20 protein-coding genes are annotated in these 18,616 nt (G+C 71.2%); all 20 read left to right on the plus strand.

The genetic code is table 11. The features are described 5' to 3' along the window. Window positions 1-38: 38 nt before the first annotated feature. Window positions 39-305, plus strand: a complete 267-nt coding sequence (locus ACFVNO_RS08260) for a hypothetical protein (protein WP_378890587.1) — start codon at window positions 39-41, stop codon at window positions 303-305. Continuing rightward, on the plus strand, window positions 232-1,743 hold the full coding sequence (locus ACFVNO_RS08265; RefSeq protein WP_378890589.1) for a hypothetical protein: 1,512 nt from the start codon (window positions 232-234) through the stop codon (window positions 1,741-1,743). Before ACFVNO_RS08260 ends, ACFVNO_RS08265 begins: the two co-directional genes overlap by 74 nt. After that, a complete protein-coding gene (locus ACFVNO_RS08270; RefSeq protein ID WP_378890591.1) occupies window positions 1,740-1,937 on the plus strand; it encodes a hypothetical protein in 198 nt (65 codons plus the stop codon). Before ACFVNO_RS08265 ends, ACFVNO_RS08270 begins: the two co-directional genes overlap by 4 nt. Further along, a complete protein-coding gene (locus ACFVNO_RS08275; protein ID WP_378890592.1) occupies window positions 1,934-3,361 on the plus strand; it encodes a phage portal protein in 1,428 nt (475 codons plus the stop codon). The genes ACFVNO_RS08270 and ACFVNO_RS08275 overlap by 4 nt, the downstream gene beginning before the upstream one ends. A gap of 2 nt (window positions 3,362-3,363) precedes the next feature. After that, the gene (locus tag ACFVNO_RS08280) at window positions 3,364-4,344 is read left to right on the plus strand and encodes an HK97 family phage prohead protease (RefSeq protein WP_378890594.1); all 981 of its coding nucleotides are present in this window, start codon (window positions 3,364-3,366) and stop codon (window positions 4,342-4,344) included. Window positions 4,345-4,349: 5 nt separating this feature from the next. Beyond that, on the plus strand, window positions 4,350-5,831 hold the full coding sequence (locus ACFVNO_RS08285) for a phage major capsid protein (protein ID WP_378890596.1): 1,482 nt from the start codon (window positions 4,350-4,352) through the stop codon (window positions 5,829-5,831). A gap of 58 nt (window positions 5,832-5,889) precedes the next feature. Further along, a complete protein-coding gene (locus tag ACFVNO_RS08290) occupies window positions 5,890-6,309 on the plus strand; it encodes a hypothetical protein (protein WP_378890598.1) in 420 nt (139 codons plus the stop codon). After that, a complete protein-coding gene (locus ACFVNO_RS08295) occupies window positions 6,306-6,719 on the plus strand; it encodes a hypothetical protein (protein ID WP_378890600.1) in 414 nt (137 codons plus the stop codon). Before ACFVNO_RS08290 ends, ACFVNO_RS08295 begins: the two co-directional genes overlap by 4 nt. Window positions 6,720-6,721: 2 nt before the next feature. Continuing rightward, the gene (locus ACFVNO_RS08300) at window positions 6,722-7,309 is read left to right on the plus strand and encodes a hypothetical protein (RefSeq protein ID WP_378890601.1); all 588 of its coding nucleotides are present in this window, start codon (window positions 6,722-6,724) and stop codon (window positions 7,307-7,309) included. Window positions 7,310-7,312: 3 nt separating this feature from the next. Continuing rightward, window positions 7,313-7,762: a hypothetical protein gene (locus ACFVNO_RS08305; RefSeq protein ID WP_378890602.1), complete on the plus strand. Its 450-nt coding sequence runs from the start codon at window positions 7,313-7,315 to the stop codon at window positions 7,760-7,762. Between the two features lie 9 nt (window positions 7,763-7,771). Next, entirely contained in the window at window positions 7,772-8,095 is a 324-nt protein-coding gene (locus ACFVNO_RS08310; protein WP_378890603.1) for a hypothetical protein, read from the plus strand. Then, window positions 8,092-8,460 (plus strand): hypothetical protein, encoded by a 369-nt coding sequence (locus tag ACFVNO_RS08315; RefSeq protein ID WP_378890604.1) that lies wholly within the window; start codon window positions 8,092-8,094, stop codon window positions 8,458-8,460. Before ACFVNO_RS08310 ends, ACFVNO_RS08315 begins: the two co-directional genes overlap by 4 nt. A gap of 3 nt (window positions 8,461-8,463) precedes the next feature. Further along, on the plus strand, window positions 8,464-8,880 hold the full coding sequence (locus ACFVNO_RS08320; protein WP_378890605.1) for a hypothetical protein: 417 nt from the start codon (window positions 8,464-8,466) through the stop codon (window positions 8,878-8,880). Window position 8,881: 1 nt separating this feature from the next. After that, window positions 8,882-9,406 (plus strand): hypothetical protein, encoded by a 525-nt coding sequence (locus ACFVNO_RS08325; RefSeq protein ID WP_378890606.1) that lies wholly within the window; start codon window positions 8,882-8,884, stop codon window positions 9,404-9,406. 91 nt (window positions 9,407-9,497) lie between these two features. Beyond that, on the plus strand, window positions 9,498-9,890 hold the full coding sequence (locus ACFVNO_RS08330; RefSeq protein ID WP_378890608.1) for a hypothetical protein: 393 nt from the start codon (window positions 9,498-9,500) through the stop codon (window positions 9,888-9,890). A gap of 173 nt (window positions 9,891-10,063) precedes the next feature. Continuing rightward, on the plus strand, window positions 10,064-10,231 hold the full coding sequence (locus ACFVNO_RS08335) for a hypothetical protein (RefSeq protein ID WP_378890610.1): 168 nt from the start codon (window positions 10,064-10,066) through the stop codon (window positions 10,229-10,231). A gap of 21 nt (window positions 10,232-10,252) precedes the next feature. Next, a complete protein-coding gene (locus ACFVNO_RS08340; protein ID WP_378890612.1) occupies window positions 10,253-13,912 on the plus strand; it encodes a hypothetical protein in 3,660 nt (1,219 codons plus the stop codon). Further along, window positions 13,905-17,468 (plus strand): hypothetical protein, encoded by a 3,564-nt coding sequence (locus tag ACFVNO_RS08345; protein ID WP_378890615.1) that lies wholly within the window; start codon window positions 13,905-13,907, stop codon window positions 17,466-17,468. Before ACFVNO_RS08340 ends, ACFVNO_RS08345 begins: the two co-directional genes overlap by 8 nt. 11 nt (window positions 17,469-17,479) lie before the next feature. Further along, window positions 17,480-18,124 carry a hypothetical protein gene (locus ACFVNO_RS08350; protein ID WP_378890618.1) on the plus strand — a complete coding sequence of 215 codons (645 nt, stop codon included), beginning with the start codon at window positions 17,480-17,482 and terminating at the stop codon, window positions 18,122-18,124. 2 nt (window positions 18,125-18,126) lie between these two features. Further along, window positions 18,127-18,615, plus strand: coding sequence for a hypothetical protein (locus ACFVNO_RS08355; RefSeq protein ID WP_378890621.1), 489 nt, complete (start codon window positions 18,127-18,129; stop codon window positions 18,613-18,615). The last annotated feature ends 1 nt before the right edge of the window (window position 18,616 follow it).

Raw genomic sequence — 18,616 nt, forward strand, 5'->3', positions numbered from 1 at the left:
TTTCTCCCCGCGCGATTTTCCCCAGAGGGGGTGGGCCCGTGGCCGTCAGCAAGCTCCAGCAGGCGCTCGCCTCCGGCGACCGCGCCACCCAGCTCGCCGGTCTTCGCGACCACCTCGCGCGCCAACTCCAGAAGGCCTCCCCGAAGGAGGCGCCCGCGCTCAGCCGCGAGCTGCGGATCATCACGGACGAACTCGATCGACTCGGAGCGGGGGTGAGCGGTGACAGCGTCGATGACCTCGCCGCTCGCCGGGCTCGTCGGCGAGCAGCGCCCCCGCCTGTGGACGGCGCCGCCGAGGATCAGTAGCGCCGGGCAGGAGGCCGTCGAGCTGGCGGCCACCGCGGGTCTGATCCTCGACCCGTGGGAGGCCTGGGTCCTGGACGAGTCCCTCGGGGAGCGCGCCGACGGGACGTGGGCGGCGAGCAGTGTCGCCGTCGTCGTCCCCCGGCAGAACGGCAAGGGCTCGATCCTGGAGGCGCGCGAGCTGGCCGGCCTGTTCCTCTTCGGGGAGAAGACGATCATCCACAGCGCGCACGAGTTCAAGACCTCCAAGGAGGCGTTCCTGCGCATCCGGGGCCTGATCGAGCGCACCCCCGACCTGGCCAAGCGGGTCGCCCGGTTCGCCCTCTCCCACGGCGAGGAGGGCGTCCACCTCAAGGACGGGCGTCGCCTCCTCTTCGCCACGAGGAGCAGCGGCGGCGGCCGCGGGTTCAGCGGCGACGTCGTCATCCTGGACGAGGCGTACAACCTCACCGACGCCGGGATGGCCGCGCTCATCCCGACCCTGGGCACCGCCGAGAACCCGCAGACCTGGTACACCACCAGCTCCCCGGACAAGAACCTCGCGCCGTGCGAGGTCATCTCCCGGGTCCGCGAGCGGGCGCTCGGCGACAACCCCGGACGGCTGGCGTACTTCGAGTGGAGCATCGACCCGCACACCGACTTCTGCCCGGCGGACTGCGACGAGCACGACGACGTCGACGACCCCGAGTCGGTGCGCCGCGCGAACCCGGGCCTGGGCATCCGCCTCAACCCCGAGTCCGTCGAGAACGAGCAGGCGATGCTGTCGCCGACCGACTTCGCCCGCGAGCGCCTCGGTGTGGGGAACTGGCACAGCACCGGCCGGAGCTGGCTGGTCATCTCCCAGGAGCACTGGGAGGCCATCGCCGACCTCGACTCCGATCCCCTCGACCCGGTGTGCTTCGCGCTGGCGTGCACACCCGACCTGTCCTACGGGTGCATCGCCGTCGCCGGGGCCCGCGAGGACGGCCTGCTCCACACCGAGATCACCTCGGCCGACGAGGAGCAGCTCGACCACCGGCCCGGCATCGGGTGGATGGTCGAACGCGCCAAGCACCTCCAGGACACCTGGGGGCCGTGCGCGTTCGTCGTCGACCGGGGCGGCCCGGCCGGGGCTCTCATCCCCCGCCTGGAGGAGGCGGGTGTGGAGACCCTCAGCCCGTCCACACGCGAGTACGCGGGCGCCTGCATGACCTACTACTCGGGCGCGGTGCCGCGTGAGGGCAACCCGCCCATCCTCCGCCACCGCGACCAGGCGCCGCTGAACGCCGCCGTCGCCGGGGTCACCTGGCGCGACCTCGCGGACCTGAAGGCGTGGAACCGGCGCGGCGCCGTCACCGACATCTCGCCCCTGGAGGCCAGCACCCTGGCCGTCTGGGGCTACTCGAAGAAGGGCCACATCGTGCCGCAGGAGACGTCCGCGCCGTGGGTGATGTACCGGTGACGCGGACCGAAGCCCTGGTGGCGGTCGTCGTCGGCCTGGTCGTCATGACCGTCGGGCTGGTGTGGCTGTTCGGTGCGTGGCCGCTGGTCGCCGTCGGCGCCGTCGTGATCCTGGCCGCCCTGCTGCTGCCCACCGCCGGCGCACCGGCGCCGACCCCCGACACCGACCCTGATGAGGAGGGCACCGGATCGTGAGCCTCCTCCGCCAGCTCCTGTCCCCCGCGCCCGCGGCCGCCCCCGGCCCGGTCGCAGAGCCCCCCGTCGAGTACATCTCGGAGCCGTCCGGGGAGCGGTCGATCACCAGCATCGACGACTACGTGCACCAGCTCTCCCAGTGGGCGCACATGGGATCCACCCTCGGTGTGCAGCAGACCCTGAGCGGGTCGCCGGCCGAGCGGATCACGAACTCCCTGGAGGGCTACGCCACGTCGGCGTACGCCGCCAACGGGGTCATCTTCGCGACCATGCTCGCGCGCATGATGGTGTTCTCCGGGGTGCGGCTGACCTGGCAGTCCCTGTCGTCTTCGGGCCCGTCGCGGCTCTTCGGGACCGCGGACCTGGAGATCCTGGAGAACCCCTGGTCCGGCGGCACCACCCAGGACCTGCTGATCAGGATGATCACCGACGTGGACCTGGCGGGGAACTTCTACGCCACCGTCGTGGATGGGGAGATCGTCCGGCTGCGGCCGGACTGGGTGACGATGGTCCTGGAGCCGCGGCGCTTCCGCGGCGGGGTGCTCGGGCACCGGCTGATCGGCTACCTGTACCAGGAGAGCGGCGAGGGCGACTACATCCCGCTGCTGCCCGACGAGGTCGCCCGGTTCGCCCCCATCCCGGACCCGCTGGCCACCTACCGCGGCATGAGCTGGCTCACCCCCGTCCTGCGGGAGATCCGCATCGACGGCCAGATGAACCACCACAAGAGCCAGTTCTTCACGAACGCCGCCACCCCGAACCTCGCCGTCTCCCTCAAGGAGACGGTGACGGTCGACCAGTTCAAGGAGTTCATGGAGGTCCTCGACGCCTCCCACACCGGCATCGAGAACGCCTACAAGACCATGTACTTGGGCGGCGGCGCCGACGTCACCGTGGTCGGCGCCAGCTTCGAGGCCATGAACTTCAAGCAGATGCAGGGCCACGGCGAAACCCGCATCGCGGCCGCGGGCGGGGTTCCGCCGGTGATCGTGGGCCTGTCCGAGGGGCTCCAGGCCGCGACCTACAGCAACTACGCGCAGGCCAGAAGGCGTTTCGCCGATGGGACCGTGCATCCCTTGTGGCAGAACGCCGTCGGGTCCCTCGCCCCGCTGCTCCCCCGCCCTTCTGGTGCGCGCCTGTGGTACGACGCCCGGCACGTCCCGTTCCTGCGCGAGGACACCAAGGACGAGGCGGACATCCAGGGCCGCGAAGCCGCCACGATCGCCGAGCTGGTGAAGGAGGGCTTCACCCCCGCCTCGGTGGTCAACGCCGTGCGGGCGCACGACTGGACCCTGCTGGAGCACACCGGCGCCCTGAGCATCCAGCTCCAGCCGACCGACCCTGCCGCCGCCACCGACGACGAGGACGACGGTGAACCCGCACCCGACCCCGACGACGACACGCCCGATGAGGGTGAGGAGTGACCGTGAGCGCGACGACACTACAGCGCGATGACCTGATCCGCTCGGTGGACTTCCGCGCCGCCGACACCGACGACGAGGCGGGTGACGGCCGGACCCTGGAGGGGTACGGCGCCGTCTTCGACACCTTCACCGAGATCGACTCCTGGGAGGGCACCTTCCTGGAGCAGATCCGCAAGGGCGCCTTCCGCAAGTCCCTGCGGGAGAGAACCCCGGTGGTGCAGTTCGACCACGGCCGCCACCCCCTCATCGGGTCCATCCCGCTCGGGTCCGTGCAGGAACTGAAGGAGGACGACCACGGGCTGTGGCTGTCCGCGCGCCTGTCTGACAACTGGCTGATCCAGCCGATCCGCGACGCCATCGCCGACGGCGCGGTCACCGGCATGAGCTTCCGCTTCCAGGTCGTGCGCGATGAGTGGCGCGACAAGGACGGCAAGCTCATCAAGGACGACGAGTTGTACGAGTTGCTGTGGATGCCCGGCGACCGGGGGCCCATCACCCGCACCATCACCGAGGTGAAGTTGCACGAGGTCGGCCCGGTGGTCTTCCCGGCTTACGCCGAGACGTCCGTCGGAGTGCGGGCCCGCACCGTCGCCGACCTGGTGCGCTCCGACGCCTCCCTGGCCCGCGAGGTGCGCGCCTCCCTGGCCCGCGACCACGCCCGCACGACCCCGCCCATCGACGACTTGGGCGACCCGGACACGCGCCTCGCCGTGGCGAGGGAGCTGCTGTTCGGGCCGCCCCCGGACGCGCCGCCCGAACCCGGGCACCCGTCCCCCGAGCCCCGCCGGAGCGCGGGGCTTTCCCATGTCCGGACCGCGCCGCCCGCCCCAGGGCACCCGGAGACACCGGCACCCACCGACAACGACGCGCCGCCCGCCCCAGGGCACCCGTCGCCCACCACCGACAGCGAGCGCACCCGCCGCAACATCGCGGAGGTCCGCGCCCTGATGCGCACGCGCCTCGCCGAGATCGAAACGGAGTGAGCGGCATGGAACTGTCGCACAGCCAGGCGTGCATCCGCCTGCGGGACATCGAGGCTGAACTGGCCCGCCTCCAGGAGCTGGAGCACCTGACCGAGGCCGACGACCAGGCCTTCGACGAACTCACCCGTGAGTTCGCCGAGGTCGACGCGCACCGCCGCCAGCTGGAACGCACCGCAGCGCTCCAGCGGGTGCGGTCCGCCACCCAGGCCGTGGACCGCGGTCCGGCGGCCCTGCACCTGCGCACCGAGCGCGGTACCCCCGTCAACAGCAGCGACGGGTACGACCACGACCCGATCCTCAACCCCGACAGCGTCGAGGACCGCCGGTTCAGGGACCCGTGGGACCTGTCCGAGATCCGCACGTTCGGGCGGTCCCGGGAGGAGCTGGCCAGCGAGCTGCACGCGCGGGCGCTGTCCGCGGTCGAGCGCATGTCCGGCACCAACGACCGGATCCGCTCCTCGGCCACCGACATCCTGGAGCGCTGGGACGACACCGACGCGAACATCGCGAAGCTGTGCCTGGCCACCTCCAGCCCCGTGTACCTGCGGGCCTGGTCGAAGATGGCCACGAACCGGCAGCACATGATCACCCCGGACGAGCAGCGCGCCCTGGAGCGCGCCATGTCCCTCACGGACAACGCGGGTGGCTATCTGGTGCCGTTCCAGCTCGACCCGACGATCATCATCACCTCCGACGGGTCCCTCAACCAGATCCGCCGCGCCGCACGGCAGGTCGTCGCGACCGGCGACGTGTGGCACGGCGTGTCCGCGGGAGAGGTCACCTGGCGGTGGGCCGGTGAGGGCACCGAGGCCGGGGACAACTCCCCGACCCTGGCTCAGCCCACCGTGCCCGTCCACAAGGCGGACGGGTTCGTACCGATCAGCATCGAGGCGATGCAGGACGCCGCGAACGTCACCACCGAGGTCGGGCGCCTGCTGGCCGCGGGCAAGGACACCCTGGAGGCGGCGGCGTTCATCACCGGCTCCGGCTCCGGGCAGCCCACCGGCATCGTGACCGCGCTGACCGGCACCAGCTCGGTGGTGGCCAGCGAGACCACGGACGTGTTCGCCGACGAGGACGTCTACGCCATGGACGACTCGCTCGCGGCCCGATACCGCGAGTCGGCGTCCTGGCTGGGCAACCGGCGCATCTACAACCTGGTGCGCCAGTTCGACACCGCGGGCGGTGCGCAGATGTGGGAGCGCATCGGCAACGGCATGCCCGGTGAGCTGCTCGGCCGCCCCGCCCTGGAGGCGGAGGCCATGGACGGCACCATCAACGCCACCCAGGACAACTACGTGCTGGCCTACGGCGACCTGTCCAACTACGTGATCGCGGACCGGATCGGCATGTCGGTCGAGTTCATCCCGCACCTGTTCCACACCGGCAACAACCGGCCGTCCGGTCAGCGCGGCTGGTACGCCTACTACCGGGTCGGCGCCGACAGCGTGAACGACGCCGGCATGCGGCTGCTCAACGTCACCTGACCACCCGCCCCGGCCGCCCTGCCCGGGGCGGCCGGGGCCCCTATCCGCGAGGAACACGATGGCGATCAAGAGGAGCCGCAAGGCCTACGCCGTGCCCGTCGAGGGGCGGGTCCGTGTGGTCCCGGCCGGCACGCTCATGGAGGAATCCGACCCCCGGTACCGCGAGCGCGCGGGCCGGTTCGAGGACGTCGGCAACTACGTGGACCGCACGACCCGGCCGCCGCGCCGTGTCGAGGCGGCCACCGCCGAACCGGGCGAGCTGCGCGACGTGGCCCCGACACCGGAAGAGTCGGCCGGCGCCGACGACACCACTCCGGACCCCTCCGACGGGGAGTCCGACGACACCACTGTCCCGGTGCAGGAGCCCGAGTCGGCCGAGACCGAGGACGACACCCCGGACCCCTCCGACGGGGAGCCGAAGACCCAAGCCGCGTCGTCCGCCCGGCGCCGCACCCGCAGGAGCGGAGGCCAGAAGTGAAGCGCAGCGTCTACAACTCGACCACCACCCGGGTCAGTATCGGCCTCGACACCATCAGTGCCACCGCCAACGGGTCGACCGTGGACAGGTCCGAACCGGACCTGTCGAACTTCCGGTCGGCGATGCTCGTGGTCGTCGCCGGGGACATCACCGACGGCACCCACGCCCTCAAGCTCCAGGAATCCGACAACGGGTCGAACTGGTCGGACGTCGACGCCGCCCACCTCCAGGGCCCCGCGATCAGCCTCGACAGCGGCACCGCGGCGGGCACCTACGAGCAGGGCTACACCGGCGGCGCCCGGTACCTGCGGGCCGTGACCACCGTGGCGGGCTCCCCGGTGACCGGCGGCGTGTACGGGGCGCTCATCGTCCTGTCCGAGGCCCGGCGCACCCCGATCCCGCGGAGCTGACCATGGCGCTCGGTGCCCCGTACATCACCGCCGACGAGCTGCGGGACTACATGTCGGTCACCAAGGAGCGCCCGGAGGAGAGCGAGGAGTTCGAGGCCGCGGTCGACTCGGTCTCCCGCGAGATCGAGTCGCACTGCGGCCGCCAGTTCAACGACGCCGGGTCGCCGTCGCCGCGCACCTACCTGGCGGACTTCTCCGGGTGGACCTACGTCGACGACTTCCACACCGCCGCCGGCCTGGTGGTGTCCGTGGACGGCACCGAGTGGGACCCCGGCGACTACGCGCTGGAGCCCCGCAACGGTGTCGTCAACGGCCAGCCCGGGTGGCCGTTCTACAAGATCCGCCCCCGCGGCCGCGCTTTCCGCGCCGGACGGACCGAGCTGACCGTGACCGCCCGGTGGGGGTGGGAGGCCGTCCCCGACCCGGTGATCCAGGCCGCGAAGATCCTCGGCGCTGAGACCTTCACCCTGCGCACCGCGCCCCTGGGGATCGTCGGCGTCGACGACTACGGGGTCGCCCGGGTGCGGGACTCGCGCATGGCCGCTTCCAAGCTCGCACCGTACCGGCACCGCCGACTCCTGGGGGGATGACCCATGGCCACCGTGACCGCTGTCCGCGAGGCGCTCGTCAGGCGCCTCGACCGCATCCCGGGCCTGGTGGTGCGCCCCACCTTCGGATTGCAGCCCGCGCCGCCCGTCGCGATGCTCGTCCTCGGTGTCCCCGGCGGGTCCGCGTCCACCCCGGGCGTCGACTACGGGTCCACGTTCCGGGGCGGCAACCCGATGATCTTCACCCTGCGGGTCCTCGTCAGCGCCGCCCACGAGGAGTCGGCCGTCCACCAGCTCGACGCCTACATCGACCCCGTCGGCGAGCGCAGCGTCGTCGCCGCCCTGGAGGCGGACAGCGAGCCCCTCGTCGACGAGGGAGGCGTCATGATCGCCGACTTCGTGCAGGTGCCCGCCCTGCTCTTCGCCGGACCCATGGAGTGGTCCGGAGCCCCCTACTTCGGCGGCGAGTGGCTCGTCGAAGTCCGCGCCACCTAGGAGACAGCCGTGGCTCTCATTCCCACCCACACGGTCACCGCGGCCGGGACCGCCCCCACCTTCGGGGCGGCGGCCGCGGCCGACACCGCCGAGACGGGCGGCCGCACCTACTTGGTGTGCCGTAACACCAACGTCGCCTCCCGGACGGTGACGATCGCCGGTCAGGCGACGCTGCCGTCGGGGGTGGCGTTCCCCGACCGCGTGTACACGCTGGCCGCCGACACCGGCGAGCTGTGGATCCCGCTGATCGCCCAGTACCGCAACGTCGACGGGGTCGCCGAGATCACCTGGTCGGCGACCGAAGGCGTGACCCGGGCGGTGGTGAAGCTGTGACGGCCCGTCGTTCGCTGGACCCCGGCCACCCCGTGCCGCGGCTCACCCGTGTGCGCGTCATCGGACCCCGCCGCGTCAAGGGCATGGCCCGCGGCGAGGAGGGCGAGATCCTGCTCACCGCCGACCAGGCCGAGGTGCTGGTGGCGGCCGGGCACATCGAGCTGCTGCCGGACGACCCGCCCGAGCCCGCGCCTCCCCTGCCCATGGACGCCCCGGAGGAGGACCCCCTCCCGGTGGGTGTGCTCGCCGAGGAGGACCCGCCCCCCGAGGCGGCACCCGCGAAGAAGACCACGAAGCCCCGCCGGAGCGCGGGGCTTTCTGCTGCCCAGGACCCGGCCGATGCGGCCGACCAGAAGAAGGAGTAGGCCATGGCCAAGGTCGTCCTGAAGGACTGCTACATCGAGGTGAACGGGGTCGACTTCAGCTCCCACACCTCGTCCGTGGAGATCCAGCTGACCAAGGACGAGGTCGAGACGACGAACTTCGGCGGCGCCGGGCGCGAGCGCGTCGCCGGCCTGAAGGACGACTCGTTCACGATCAACTTCCAGCAGGACTACGACGCCTCCAGTGTGGACGACACCTTGTACCCGCTGTGGGACGGCGAGGTGGAGTTCCAGGTCGTGGTGCGGCCGCGGTCGACCGCGGTGTCCTCCTCCAACCCGGAGTACGAGGGCACCTGCATCCTCCTGGAGTACCAGCCGCTGTCCGGCGACGTCGGCTCGCTCAGCGAGACGAGCGTGACGTTCCCGTCCCAGCGGCAGGGCATCTCCCGGTCGACGAGCTGACATGGCCTCGCAGGAGTTCGAGGTCGCTGCGGGCAAGGAGCTGAAGCGCGTCGTCGACGCGATGCGCAAGGTCGACTCCAAGGCCCCGGCGAAGATCCGCTCCAAGATGCGCGCCGTCGCCCGCCAGGGCGCCAAGGTCGTCAAGCCCAAGGCCCGCAACCTCCCGTCCAAGGGCGTCAAGGGCGGCACGACCAAGCGCCCGCACAAGCGCAAGCAGACCCGGCGTGCGATCGCCGCCGGGGTGAAGGTGCAGGCGTCCACCGGCGGCCGCAAGGGCGTCGGGCTGCGCATCGTCACGTCGATGCCGACCCGGGCCCAGGCGTTCCTGCCGCGCGCGTTCGACGTCGTCGACGAGTGGTCGCACCCGGTCTTCAAGACCAAGGAGTTCCCGAACCGCACCGCCAAGCAGCGCGGCGGCTTCGACTGGTTCGTCCGGCCGCTCGGCGAGATGCGGCCGGAGTTCCAGGCCGGGATGACCCAGATCCTCGACGAGGCCCGCGAGGAGATCCGCCGCGCCGGCGGGTGACCCCCTGATCGTGGCCCGGCCGGGCGGCGGGTTCCCGGCCGGGCCACTCACTACCCAACCCGCGAAACCCGTGATGGAGAAGGAGGCCCCCGTGGCCCTGCTCACCGCTGACCAGATCCTCGCCGTCAACGACGAAGCGTACGAGGAGGTGCACGTCCCCGAGTGGGGCGGCTCCGTCCGCGTCCGCGGCATCACCGGCAAGGAGCGCGACTCCTTCGAGGCGTCCCTGGTCGACAAGAAGACCGGCCAGACGTCGAAGCTGTCCAACGCCCGCGCCCGCCTGGTCGTCATGACCGTCGTGGACGAGGAGGGGCGGCGGCTCTTCTCCATCGAGGACGTCGCCGCGCTCGGCAAGAAGTCCGCGGCCGCCTTGGAGCGTGTCTTCAAGGTCGCTACCCGCCTGGCCGGCATGAGCGACGACGACCTGGCGGAGCTGATCGAGGATTTCAGCGCCGACCGGGACGAGCCGTCGTCTTCCGACTAGCGCTCGCTCTCGGCTACACCGTCGCGGAGCTGCTGGAGCGGATCCCCGCCCGGGAGATCACCGAATGGCTGGCCTACGAGGAGCTGTACGGCCCCATCGGCCCGGCCTGGCGGGACGAGACCGCCGCGGTCCTCGTCGAGGAGATCCGCAAACTCCAGATCCTGCTCATCGCGGTGAACACCGACAAGAAGGACCAGCACAAGATCCCGAAGCTGGAGCGCCACATGCGCCCGGACGGGACCACCCCGGGTGAGGACGACCCCCCGGAAGAGGACGCCGACGACGGCGACCTGGAGGGCCTCTTCGACGACGTCGAGGAGGACGACACCACCACCATCTGAACCCGAGGGGGGCTCTTCGGCGTGGCCACGATCACCTCCCTCGGGTTCAGCCTCTTCGCCCGGAACCTGCTGAAGAAGGGCCTGGGCTCCGCGAGCAAGGACCTGGACAACTTCGCTGCTCGGGCGATCCGCAAGGGCCAGGAGATCAGCGAGTCCATGGCGCCGATCGCCGCCGCGGGCGGAGCCGCCGCGGCCGGGACCCTGGCCGTGGGTTTCAAGGACGCCCTCGACCTGTCGGGGGCGCAGGCCTCCCTCACTGCGCAGCTCAACCTGTCGGCGAAGGACGCCGCGCGCGCCGGAGAGATCGCCGGGCGCCTGTACGCCGACAACTACGGCTCCTCCGTGGAGGAGGTCCAGGCCGCGATCCGCGGGATCGGCGCGAACGTCGAGGACCTCGGGTCGCTGACCGACCGCGAGCTGACGTCGATGTCGCAGTCCGCGCTCGGGCTCGCCTCCGTCATGGGTGAGGACGTCTCCCGGGTGACGCGCGGCGTCGGGCAGCTGCTGCGCAACGACCTGGCCTCCTCCGGCCAGGAGGCGTTCGACCTCATCACCAGGGCTGCTCAGCGATTGCCCGCCGAGATGCAGTCCGAGCTGCTCGACACCATCGAGGAGTACAGCGCCTCCTTCAACGCCCTCGGGCTGACCGGGTCCCAGTCGCTGGGCATGGTGTCGGCGGCCGTGGCCGCCGGGGCCCGCAACTCGGACCTGGCCGCGGACGCCATCAAGGAGTTCTCGATCCGGGCCATCGACGGCTCGAAGTCCTCTGCGGAGGCGTTCGAGCTGCTCGGCATGGACGCCGACTCCATGGCGCAGAGGATCGCCGCCGGGGGCCCCACGGCCTCCGCCGCCATGTCCGAGATCATCCAGGCCATCGGCCGGGTCGGCGACCCCGTGAAGCAGGAGGCCATCGGCGTCGCCCTGTTCGGGACCATGTTCGAGGACCTCGGCCCAAAGGTCATCTCCGCGATGGACCCGGCGACGGCGTCCCTCACCGACGTGGCCGGCGCCACCGACGCCGCGAACCAGGCGATGCGCGAAAGCCCCGCCGCCCAGTTCCGGGCGGTGTGGCGGTCCATCACCGGCGTCATCAGCTCCGAGCTGATGCCCGCCCTGGGGGGCCTGGCCTCCTGGATGGCGGACAACCCCAAGAAGGTCTTGGCCCTGACCGCCGCCGGTGTGGCCCTGGTCGGCACCCTCATCCTCATCGCCACCGTGGTCGGCCCGCTGGTCACCACCGTGGGCCTGGTCACCAAGGCCTGGCAGGCGTGGACCGCCGGCAGTTGGGCGCTGAACACGTCGCTGCTGGCCAACCCCATCACGTGGATCGTCCTGGCGATCGTCGCCCTCATCGCGATCGTCGTGCTCGCGTGGATGAAGTTCGAGGGGTTCCGCAACGCCGTCACTGCGGTGTGGAACGGCATCAAGGCGGGCTGGAACGCGCTGTGGCACGGCGCCCTCAAGCCGGGCCTGGACGCCCTCCTCGCCTGGTGGTCCTCGGTGTGGCCGCAGATCAAGGCGACCGCCCTGGAGGCGTGGGCCGCCGTCACCGAGTGGTGGGGCACCATCACCCCGAAGTTGCAGAAGATCTTCGGTCAGATCACCGAGATCGTCCGCGGCGTCATGGGCTGGCTGTCGGAGCTGTGGGCCGACCACGGCGACAAGGTCATGCTCGTCGTCGGCTTCCTGATGAGCACGGTCGTCGGCCGCCTCAAGGCCGCGTTCACCCTGGTCAAGTCCGTGGTCGTCGCCGCGTGGCAGATCATCTCCGGCGTCTTCTCCGGCGCCCTGTCGATCATCTCGGGCATCCTCGACATCTTCATCGGGCTCTTCACCGGCGACTGGGGCCGGATGTGGGAGGGCGTCAAGGGCGTCTTCTCGGGCCTGTGGACCGCGGTCGTCGCGATCTTCAACGGCGCCGTCACCCTGATCAAGGGCATCCTCCTCGCCCTGTACCAGGCGATCATCCAGCCCATCGTCGACCTGTACAACCGCATCGTCGGCAACAGCATCATCCCTGACCTGGTCAACGGGGTGGTCTCCTGGTTCCAGCGGCTGTGGGCGATGGGCAAGGCGATCTTCCTGGCCCTGGTCACCTGGGTGATCGCGAAGGTCGTCGGCTTCCACCAGCGGATCGTCGCGACCATCGCCGCCCTCGTGTCCGGGTTCGTCGCCCGGATCACCTCGCTGCGGGACCGGGTGCGCGCCATCTTCGCGGCGTTCGTCGCCTGGCACATCGCCCAGGCGCTGCGCCTGCGGGATCGGATCGTGTCCGCGGTGACCACGCTCAAGGACAAGATGATCGCGGCGTTCACCCGCGCCAAGGACGGCATCAAGAAGGTCTGGGACAAGCTCGAAGAGGTCGCCCGGAAGCCCGTCAAGTTCGTCATCCGCACCGTCTACAACGACGGGGTCGTGCCGCTGTGGAACAAGGTCGCCGACAAGGTCCCGGGCCTGAAGAAGCTGTCGGAGATGAAGCTCCCCAAGGGCTTCTCCCGCGGCGGCATCCTGCCCGGCCGGTCGAGCTGGCGGGGCGGCGACACCCATCTGCGGCCGATGCGCGAGGGCGAAGGCGTGTACGTGAGCGAGGCCATGAAGGACCCCTACGAGCGCGCCCGCCTGCACGCCGTCAACCGGGCCGCCATGTCCGGCCGGGACCTGTCGCAGTTCCGGGACGTGCCGTTGGCACGGTCCGCCTCGGACGTGGCGCGCGGCCAGCCCCCGCTGGACTCCATGGACGGCTACGCGAGGGGCGGCATCGTCGGCGAGTGGCTGTCCTCGAAGTGGGACGGCATCGTCGGCAAGGTCAAGGAGTGGGCGACCAAGCCCCTCAACGCCCTGCGGGACAGGCTCAAGGGCGACTACTCGACCGGCAACAACTTCGAGGCCATCCCCTACAAGATGTTCGCCGCCTGGCGGGACAAGATCCTCGACCGGTTCAAGAAGGCCGACTCCGACCACGCCGCCTCCATGGCCGGCGGCGCCGCCGGGTGGGTGGGCCTGGAGAACGCCTCCCAGCGGCTCCAGCGGGCCGCCCGGTGGGCGCGCAACCAGGCCGGGAAGCCGTACATCTGGGGCGGCGCCGGGCCCAGGGGCTACGACTGCTCGGGGTTCACCGGCGCGATCGAGAACTCGATCCGCGGCGTAGGCCCGTACTTCCGGCGCTACTCGACGCACGCCTTCCGCGGCGGGTCGGCCCCGGCCGGGTGGGTGCGGGGCCTGAAGTCGCCGTACATGGTCGGCATCACCCACGCCGGCGTCGGGCACACCAGCGGCACGCTGATGGGGGTCAATGTCGAGTCGCGCGGGTCGGCCGGCGTCGTCATCGGCAAGCACGCCCGCGGCGCCCACGACCGCCTCTACTCCAGCGTGTACGGGTTCGCTCCCGTTGCCGGGGACCAGGTGGCCGGCACCCGCGGCAGCGGCACCGGCGGCTCCAGCGGCCGCGAGGCCGCGGTGTTCGACAACGGGGGTGTGCTCGCCCCGGGGCTGAACCTGGTGAACAACCGGACCGGCGGCCCCGAGGAGCTGCGCCGCCCCGAGCACATGGGCGACCACCGCACCTACACCATCACCGTCGTCGTGCCGCCGAACGCGGACAAGGCCGCGGTCGGCAAGGCCACCGTGGAGGCCATCCAGGAGTACGAGAAGCGCAACGGTAAGCGGTGGCGGCGTGACTGACCACTACATCGCGTCCGCGACCGCCGGGGGGTTCGTCACCGACGTCGTCGTCGACGTGCCTCCCGAAACCCAGGACGGCGACCTGCTGCTCGCGCTGGTCACCAGCAACGACCAGTCGACCATCACCCCGCCCGCGGGGTGGACGGAGGTCGTCGCCCAGGAGTTCGAGGGCAACTCGGTGGCGAACTGGGTGTACCAGCACAGCGCCGACGACGAACCGGCCAACTACACCTTCAGCTTCTCCGGCGACCACTGGCACTTCGTCGAACTCCAGGTGTGGCGCAACGTCGAGGTGGTGTCCACTGCCCACGACCACAACGGCGGCATCTCCGAGATCGTCGTGCCGAGCCTGTCGGGCCTGGCCGACGACATCCTCATGGTGTTCGGGTTCCACTGGGACGAGACCCCCAAGCGCCTGAGCGTGGGCCTGACCACCATCACCGACCTGCCCCGGTCCATCATCAGCGGGTACGCGGTCCTGGCCGCGGACGGCGCCCCGCCCGAGTACCGGGTCGCCGCCGACACCTCCGGGGTCATGGCCGCCACCGCGGTCCTGCTCCGCCCCGTCCCGGAACCGGTCCTGGCGCAGAACCGGGCGTGGTCGTGTGGGTTCGAGCTGCAAAGCCTGGTGGACGGGGTCGAGTTCGACGGCGGCAACGGCCAGATCGCGATCTCCACGGACATCGCCCGCTCGGGCCTGGCGTCCCTGCGCTGCGCCACCACCACCGAGGTCGGGTTCATCTCCCACCAGGTCGCCGCCACCGAGACCTCCCCGTGGTACCTGCGGGTGTACGTGCGCGTCGACGCCCTCCCCGCTGAGACGGTCTCGGTCGTGCAGGCCGTCGACGACGCCAACCTCGTCGTCGCCTCGGTCCGGCTGACCGCGGCCGGACAGTTGCAGCTGTGGGACGACGACGAGGTCGCCGGCGCGCAGATCGGATCCGCGTCCGCCCCGCTGGCGCTGTCGGTGTGGCACCGCGTCGAGCTGCGCGTCGGCCCCCTGAACGGCGGCGTCGGCGCCCGCCTCGACGGCACCCTGTTCGCCAACACCACCGACCCCATCACCATCGGCGAGAACATCAACCGGTTCCGCCTCGGGGTGTGCACGCCCGCCACCGTCGACCTGTACCTCGACGACATCGCGATCAACGGCGACGGCGCACAGACCTGGCCCGGCGAGGGCCACATCGTGCACATGCGCCCGAACGCCGCCGGGGCGCTCACCCAGTGGTCCTCCCCGGCCGGGGACAACTGGCAGGAGATCCGCGACCTCACCCCGGACGACTCCGAGTCGTTCACGTGGCGGTCCGCCTCCGGTACGGCCGCCGACCGGTTCGCGTTGGCGGCGCGGCCGCCGATGCTGCTGGACACCGACACGATCATGCTCCTCCAGGTGGGCGCCCGCGTCGGCTCCATCGGCACCACCGGCACCCGCGACCTGGCGCTCACCCTCACCTCCCCGGACGGCACCACCGTGACCGGGTCCACCCTGGACTGCGCCACCGCCGGGTGGGCCACCCACGGTGTCGGCCCGGTGTCGCTGTACACGCTCACCTCCCACCTCGACCCGGACGCCACCGACCAGCGGTGGGCGCCGGCGCGCCTGGACGACGCGGAGATCGGGTACACCACCGTCACCTCCGCGAGCGTGCACCGGCGGGTCACCGCCCTGTGGCTGCTCGTGGAGTACCGGCGCGGCGAGCAGACCCCGCCCTCGTCCGGGGTGGCCGTGGAGGTCGGCCAGTCCTCACCGCTCAAGGGCATGCCGACCCTCATCCTCGAAGCGTCGTTCGTGTCGGCGACGGACCCGCTCATCTTCCACCTCGACGACCCCACCCGCGGCCGCCTGGACACCAACCTCCTCGCCGGCGACATGGTGTTCGAGGACATCTCCCACCTGGTGCGGTCCGCGGACATCTCCCGCGGCTCAGACCGGGTGTCGTCCCCGATCGTGTCCTACGACGCCGGGACGTGCGCCCTGGTCCTGGACAACCGGGACCGGCGCTTCGACCCCACCAACTTGGACGGCCCCTACGTCGTGTCGGGGCGCTCCCAGGTCACCACCGGCCGGCCGATGCGCATCCGAGCCCGGTACGGCACCCGCGACAACCTCATCACGAACCCGCACTTCGCCGACGGCACCACCACCGGGTGGACCTCCAACGGGGAGACATCCCTGTCGGTCGCCTCCGACGTGGACCCGCCGCCGCTGTTCGGCCCCTACGCGCTGGCCATCACCCGCACCGGCTCGAACCTGTTCGAAGCGCACAACGCGGCCACCATCGTGGCGGGGTTCACCGGCGGGTCCATCGGCGAGGGCGAGCAGGTCACCCTCTCGGTGTACCTGTACATCCCCTCCGAGGTGTTCGAGCACATCGTCGGCGTGTCCCTGGTGGGCGCGTCCGGGACGTTCGCCGAGGACGCCATCGCCTCCAGCTTCGTGCCCGCCCCGCCCGAGCCAGACGCCTGGCACCGGGTGTCCCTGACCGGCACCGTCCTGCCCGGCCGGGTCCTGTACGGGATGCAGGTCGGCCTCTGGACCGACGGCACCATCCCGCTCGGCACGGTGCTCGCCTACGCGCAGGCGTTCAGTGCGCAGCGGGGCCCGCTCCGCCCGTGGCAGCCCCCGGAGATGACCTACGACCTGCTCCGCGGCCACTCCGACGCCTGGCCGGTCACCTGGTCCGACCCCAACGAATCCACCACCAGCGTGACGTTCACCGACGCCTTCAAGGTCTTCGAGGGCCACACCCTGACCGCCGCCGAAACCCCGGTCGGCGCCGGGGAGGACACCGGGGCGCGCATCGACCGCATCCTCGACGCCCTGGAGTGGCCGGACGTCGACCGGGACATCGACACCGGCGACACCACCCTCATCGCCACCGACCTCGCGGGCGGCGGCCTGGAGCAGATGCGCGCCGCCGCCGAGGCCGAGCTGGGAGAGCTGTACATGACCGGCGGCGGAAAGCTGCGCTTCCGCCGCCGCACCGCCCTGTCGACGGACTTCCGGTCCGTGCACCCGCAGGCGGTGTTCGGCGACCGCGACCCCGAGGTGCGGTTCCGTGACGTCGAGCTGACCACCGACGACGACCAGCTCATCAACATCGTGGCCGCGACCCGCGAGGGCGAGGGCACCACCCCGCAGGTCGCCCGCGACGAACAGTCCGTGGCCCAGTACCAGCCCCGCACGTATGAGGCGACCCTGCCCGTGCAGGACGACGAGACCGCCAGCGCGTGGGCGCACTTCGTCCTGCACCAGGCCCGCGACCCCGAGGTGCGGTTCGACCGGCTCGTGCTCACCCCCCGCTCGAACCCGGGCCGGGCCATGCCGCTCGCGCTCGGCCTGGAGATCGGCGACCGCATCCGGATCCGCCGGCGCCCGCCCGGCGGCGGCGACGTCATCTCCCGCGACTGCATCGTCCGGGGTGTGCAGCACCAGATCACCCCCGACAACTGGGTGACCACCATCTCGCTCCAGTCCGCCACCCGCACCGCGTTCCTCGTGCTCGACGAGCCGATCCTCGGCCAGCTCGACCACAACGCCCTCGGATTCTGAGAGGAGCCCCTGTGGGGTTCAAGACGTGGCTCGTCGGTGAGGTCCTCAAGGCCGCCGACGTCAACGCCTACCTGGCCAAGCAGGTCATCGCCGTCGTCACCTCCGGCACCCGCCCGCCGGACCCCGTCGAGGGGCAGATGATCTACGAGACCGACACCAAGTCCCTGGTGCTGTACACCGGCTCGGTGTGGGAGACGCTGCTCTACCACGGGCCGTTCAAGGAGTACACGCCGCTGTGGACCGCGGACAGCACCAACCCGTCCATCGGCAACGGCACCCTCAACGGCAAGTACCGGAGGTTGCCCGGCCGGGTCGTGGAGCTGCGCCTCACGTGGGCCCGCGGGTCCACGACGAACATGGGCTCGGGCCCTTACGCGATGAGCTTGCCGACGAACCTCCCCGCGGAGGTCGGTACCCGGTGGTTCGGCATCGCGCAGCTGGCGACCTCGACCGCCGACACGACCCGGCACGCGGGCCACGCGATGATCTTCTCCGGGAGCACCGGCGCGCAGATCGACCGCTTCAGGTTCGACACCGGCCAGGCCAGCGGCAACCTCGTGAACTGGTCCGATTCCGCGCCCGCCACGTCGACCGGTGCGTTCATGCACTGCCAGATCTTCTACGAGACCACGTCCCTGGAATCCGAGGAGGTCTGACCGTGGCGACGTACGTGTGCTCCCTGATCCGCGACACCCCCCAGCTCATCCCGGCCGACGGCGGGTACCACATCATCCGGTTCCCGTTCGGCAGCTCCGAGTCCTACGACGCGCACACCATGCACCAGGTCGCCCAGCCCGACGGGTACACCATCGGGGCCTGGGACTCCGACGACCGGTCCGGGCTGATCTGGCCCCGGGTGGCCGGCTGGGCGACGCTGACCGCGAACATCCACTGGGAGGCCGGCGGGTACTCGGAGCTGAGGGACCGGTTCGTCCGCGACCCCCTCGACCTGACCACGGGCGCGGACTCGACGGCGACCGACCACCGGCCCCCGTCTCCGGGCATGCAGTGCTTCACCAAGCACCACGAGATCTTCGTGCACCCCGGCACGCCCGTCGCCTTCCTCGCAGGCCACAACGACTCGGTCGCGCGCAAGGTCGTCCACGCCCAGTTCAAGCTGGCGGTCGAGTCGGACGTGGCCCAGTGAG

This window comes from Nocardiopsis sp. NPDC057823, from assembly GCF_042797335.1.
In the GTDB taxonomy this organism is placed as follows: Bacteria; Actinomycetota; Actinomycetes; order Streptosporangiales; family Streptosporangiaceae; genus Nocardiopsis; species Nocardiopsis changdeensis.

What these genes read in the sequence shown, in the direction of transcription:
- ACFVNO_RS08265 (WP_378890589.1), top strand. Translation starts at nt 232, where the DNA reads ATGACCTCGCCGCTCGCCGGGCTCGTCGGCGAGCAGCGCCCCCGCCTG.
- ACFVNO_RS08285 (WP_378890596.1), top strand. Translation starts at nt 4,350, where the DNA reads ATGGAACTGTCGCACAGCCAGGCGTGCATCCGCCTGCGGGACATCGAG.
- ACFVNO_RS08290 (WP_378890598.1), top strand. Translation starts at nt 5,890, where the DNA reads ATGGCGATCAAGAGGAGCCGCAAGGCCTACGCCGTGCCCGTCGAGGGG.
- ACFVNO_RS08300 (WP_378890601.1), top strand. Translation starts at nt 6,722, where the DNA reads ATGGCGCTCGGTGCCCCGTACATCACCGCCGACGAGCTGCGGGACTAC.
- ACFVNO_RS08305 (WP_378890602.1), top strand. Translation starts at nt 7,313, where the DNA reads ATGGCCACCGTGACCGCTGTCCGCGAGGCGCTCGTCAGGCGCCTCGAC.
- ACFVNO_RS08320 (WP_378890605.1), top strand. Translation starts at nt 8,464, where the DNA reads ATGGCCAAGGTCGTCCTGAAGGACTGCTACATCGAGGTGAACGGGGTC.
- ACFVNO_RS08325 (WP_378890606.1), top strand. Translation starts at nt 8,882, where the DNA reads ATGGCCTCGCAGGAGTTCGAGGTCGCTGCGGGCAAGGAGCTGAAGCGC.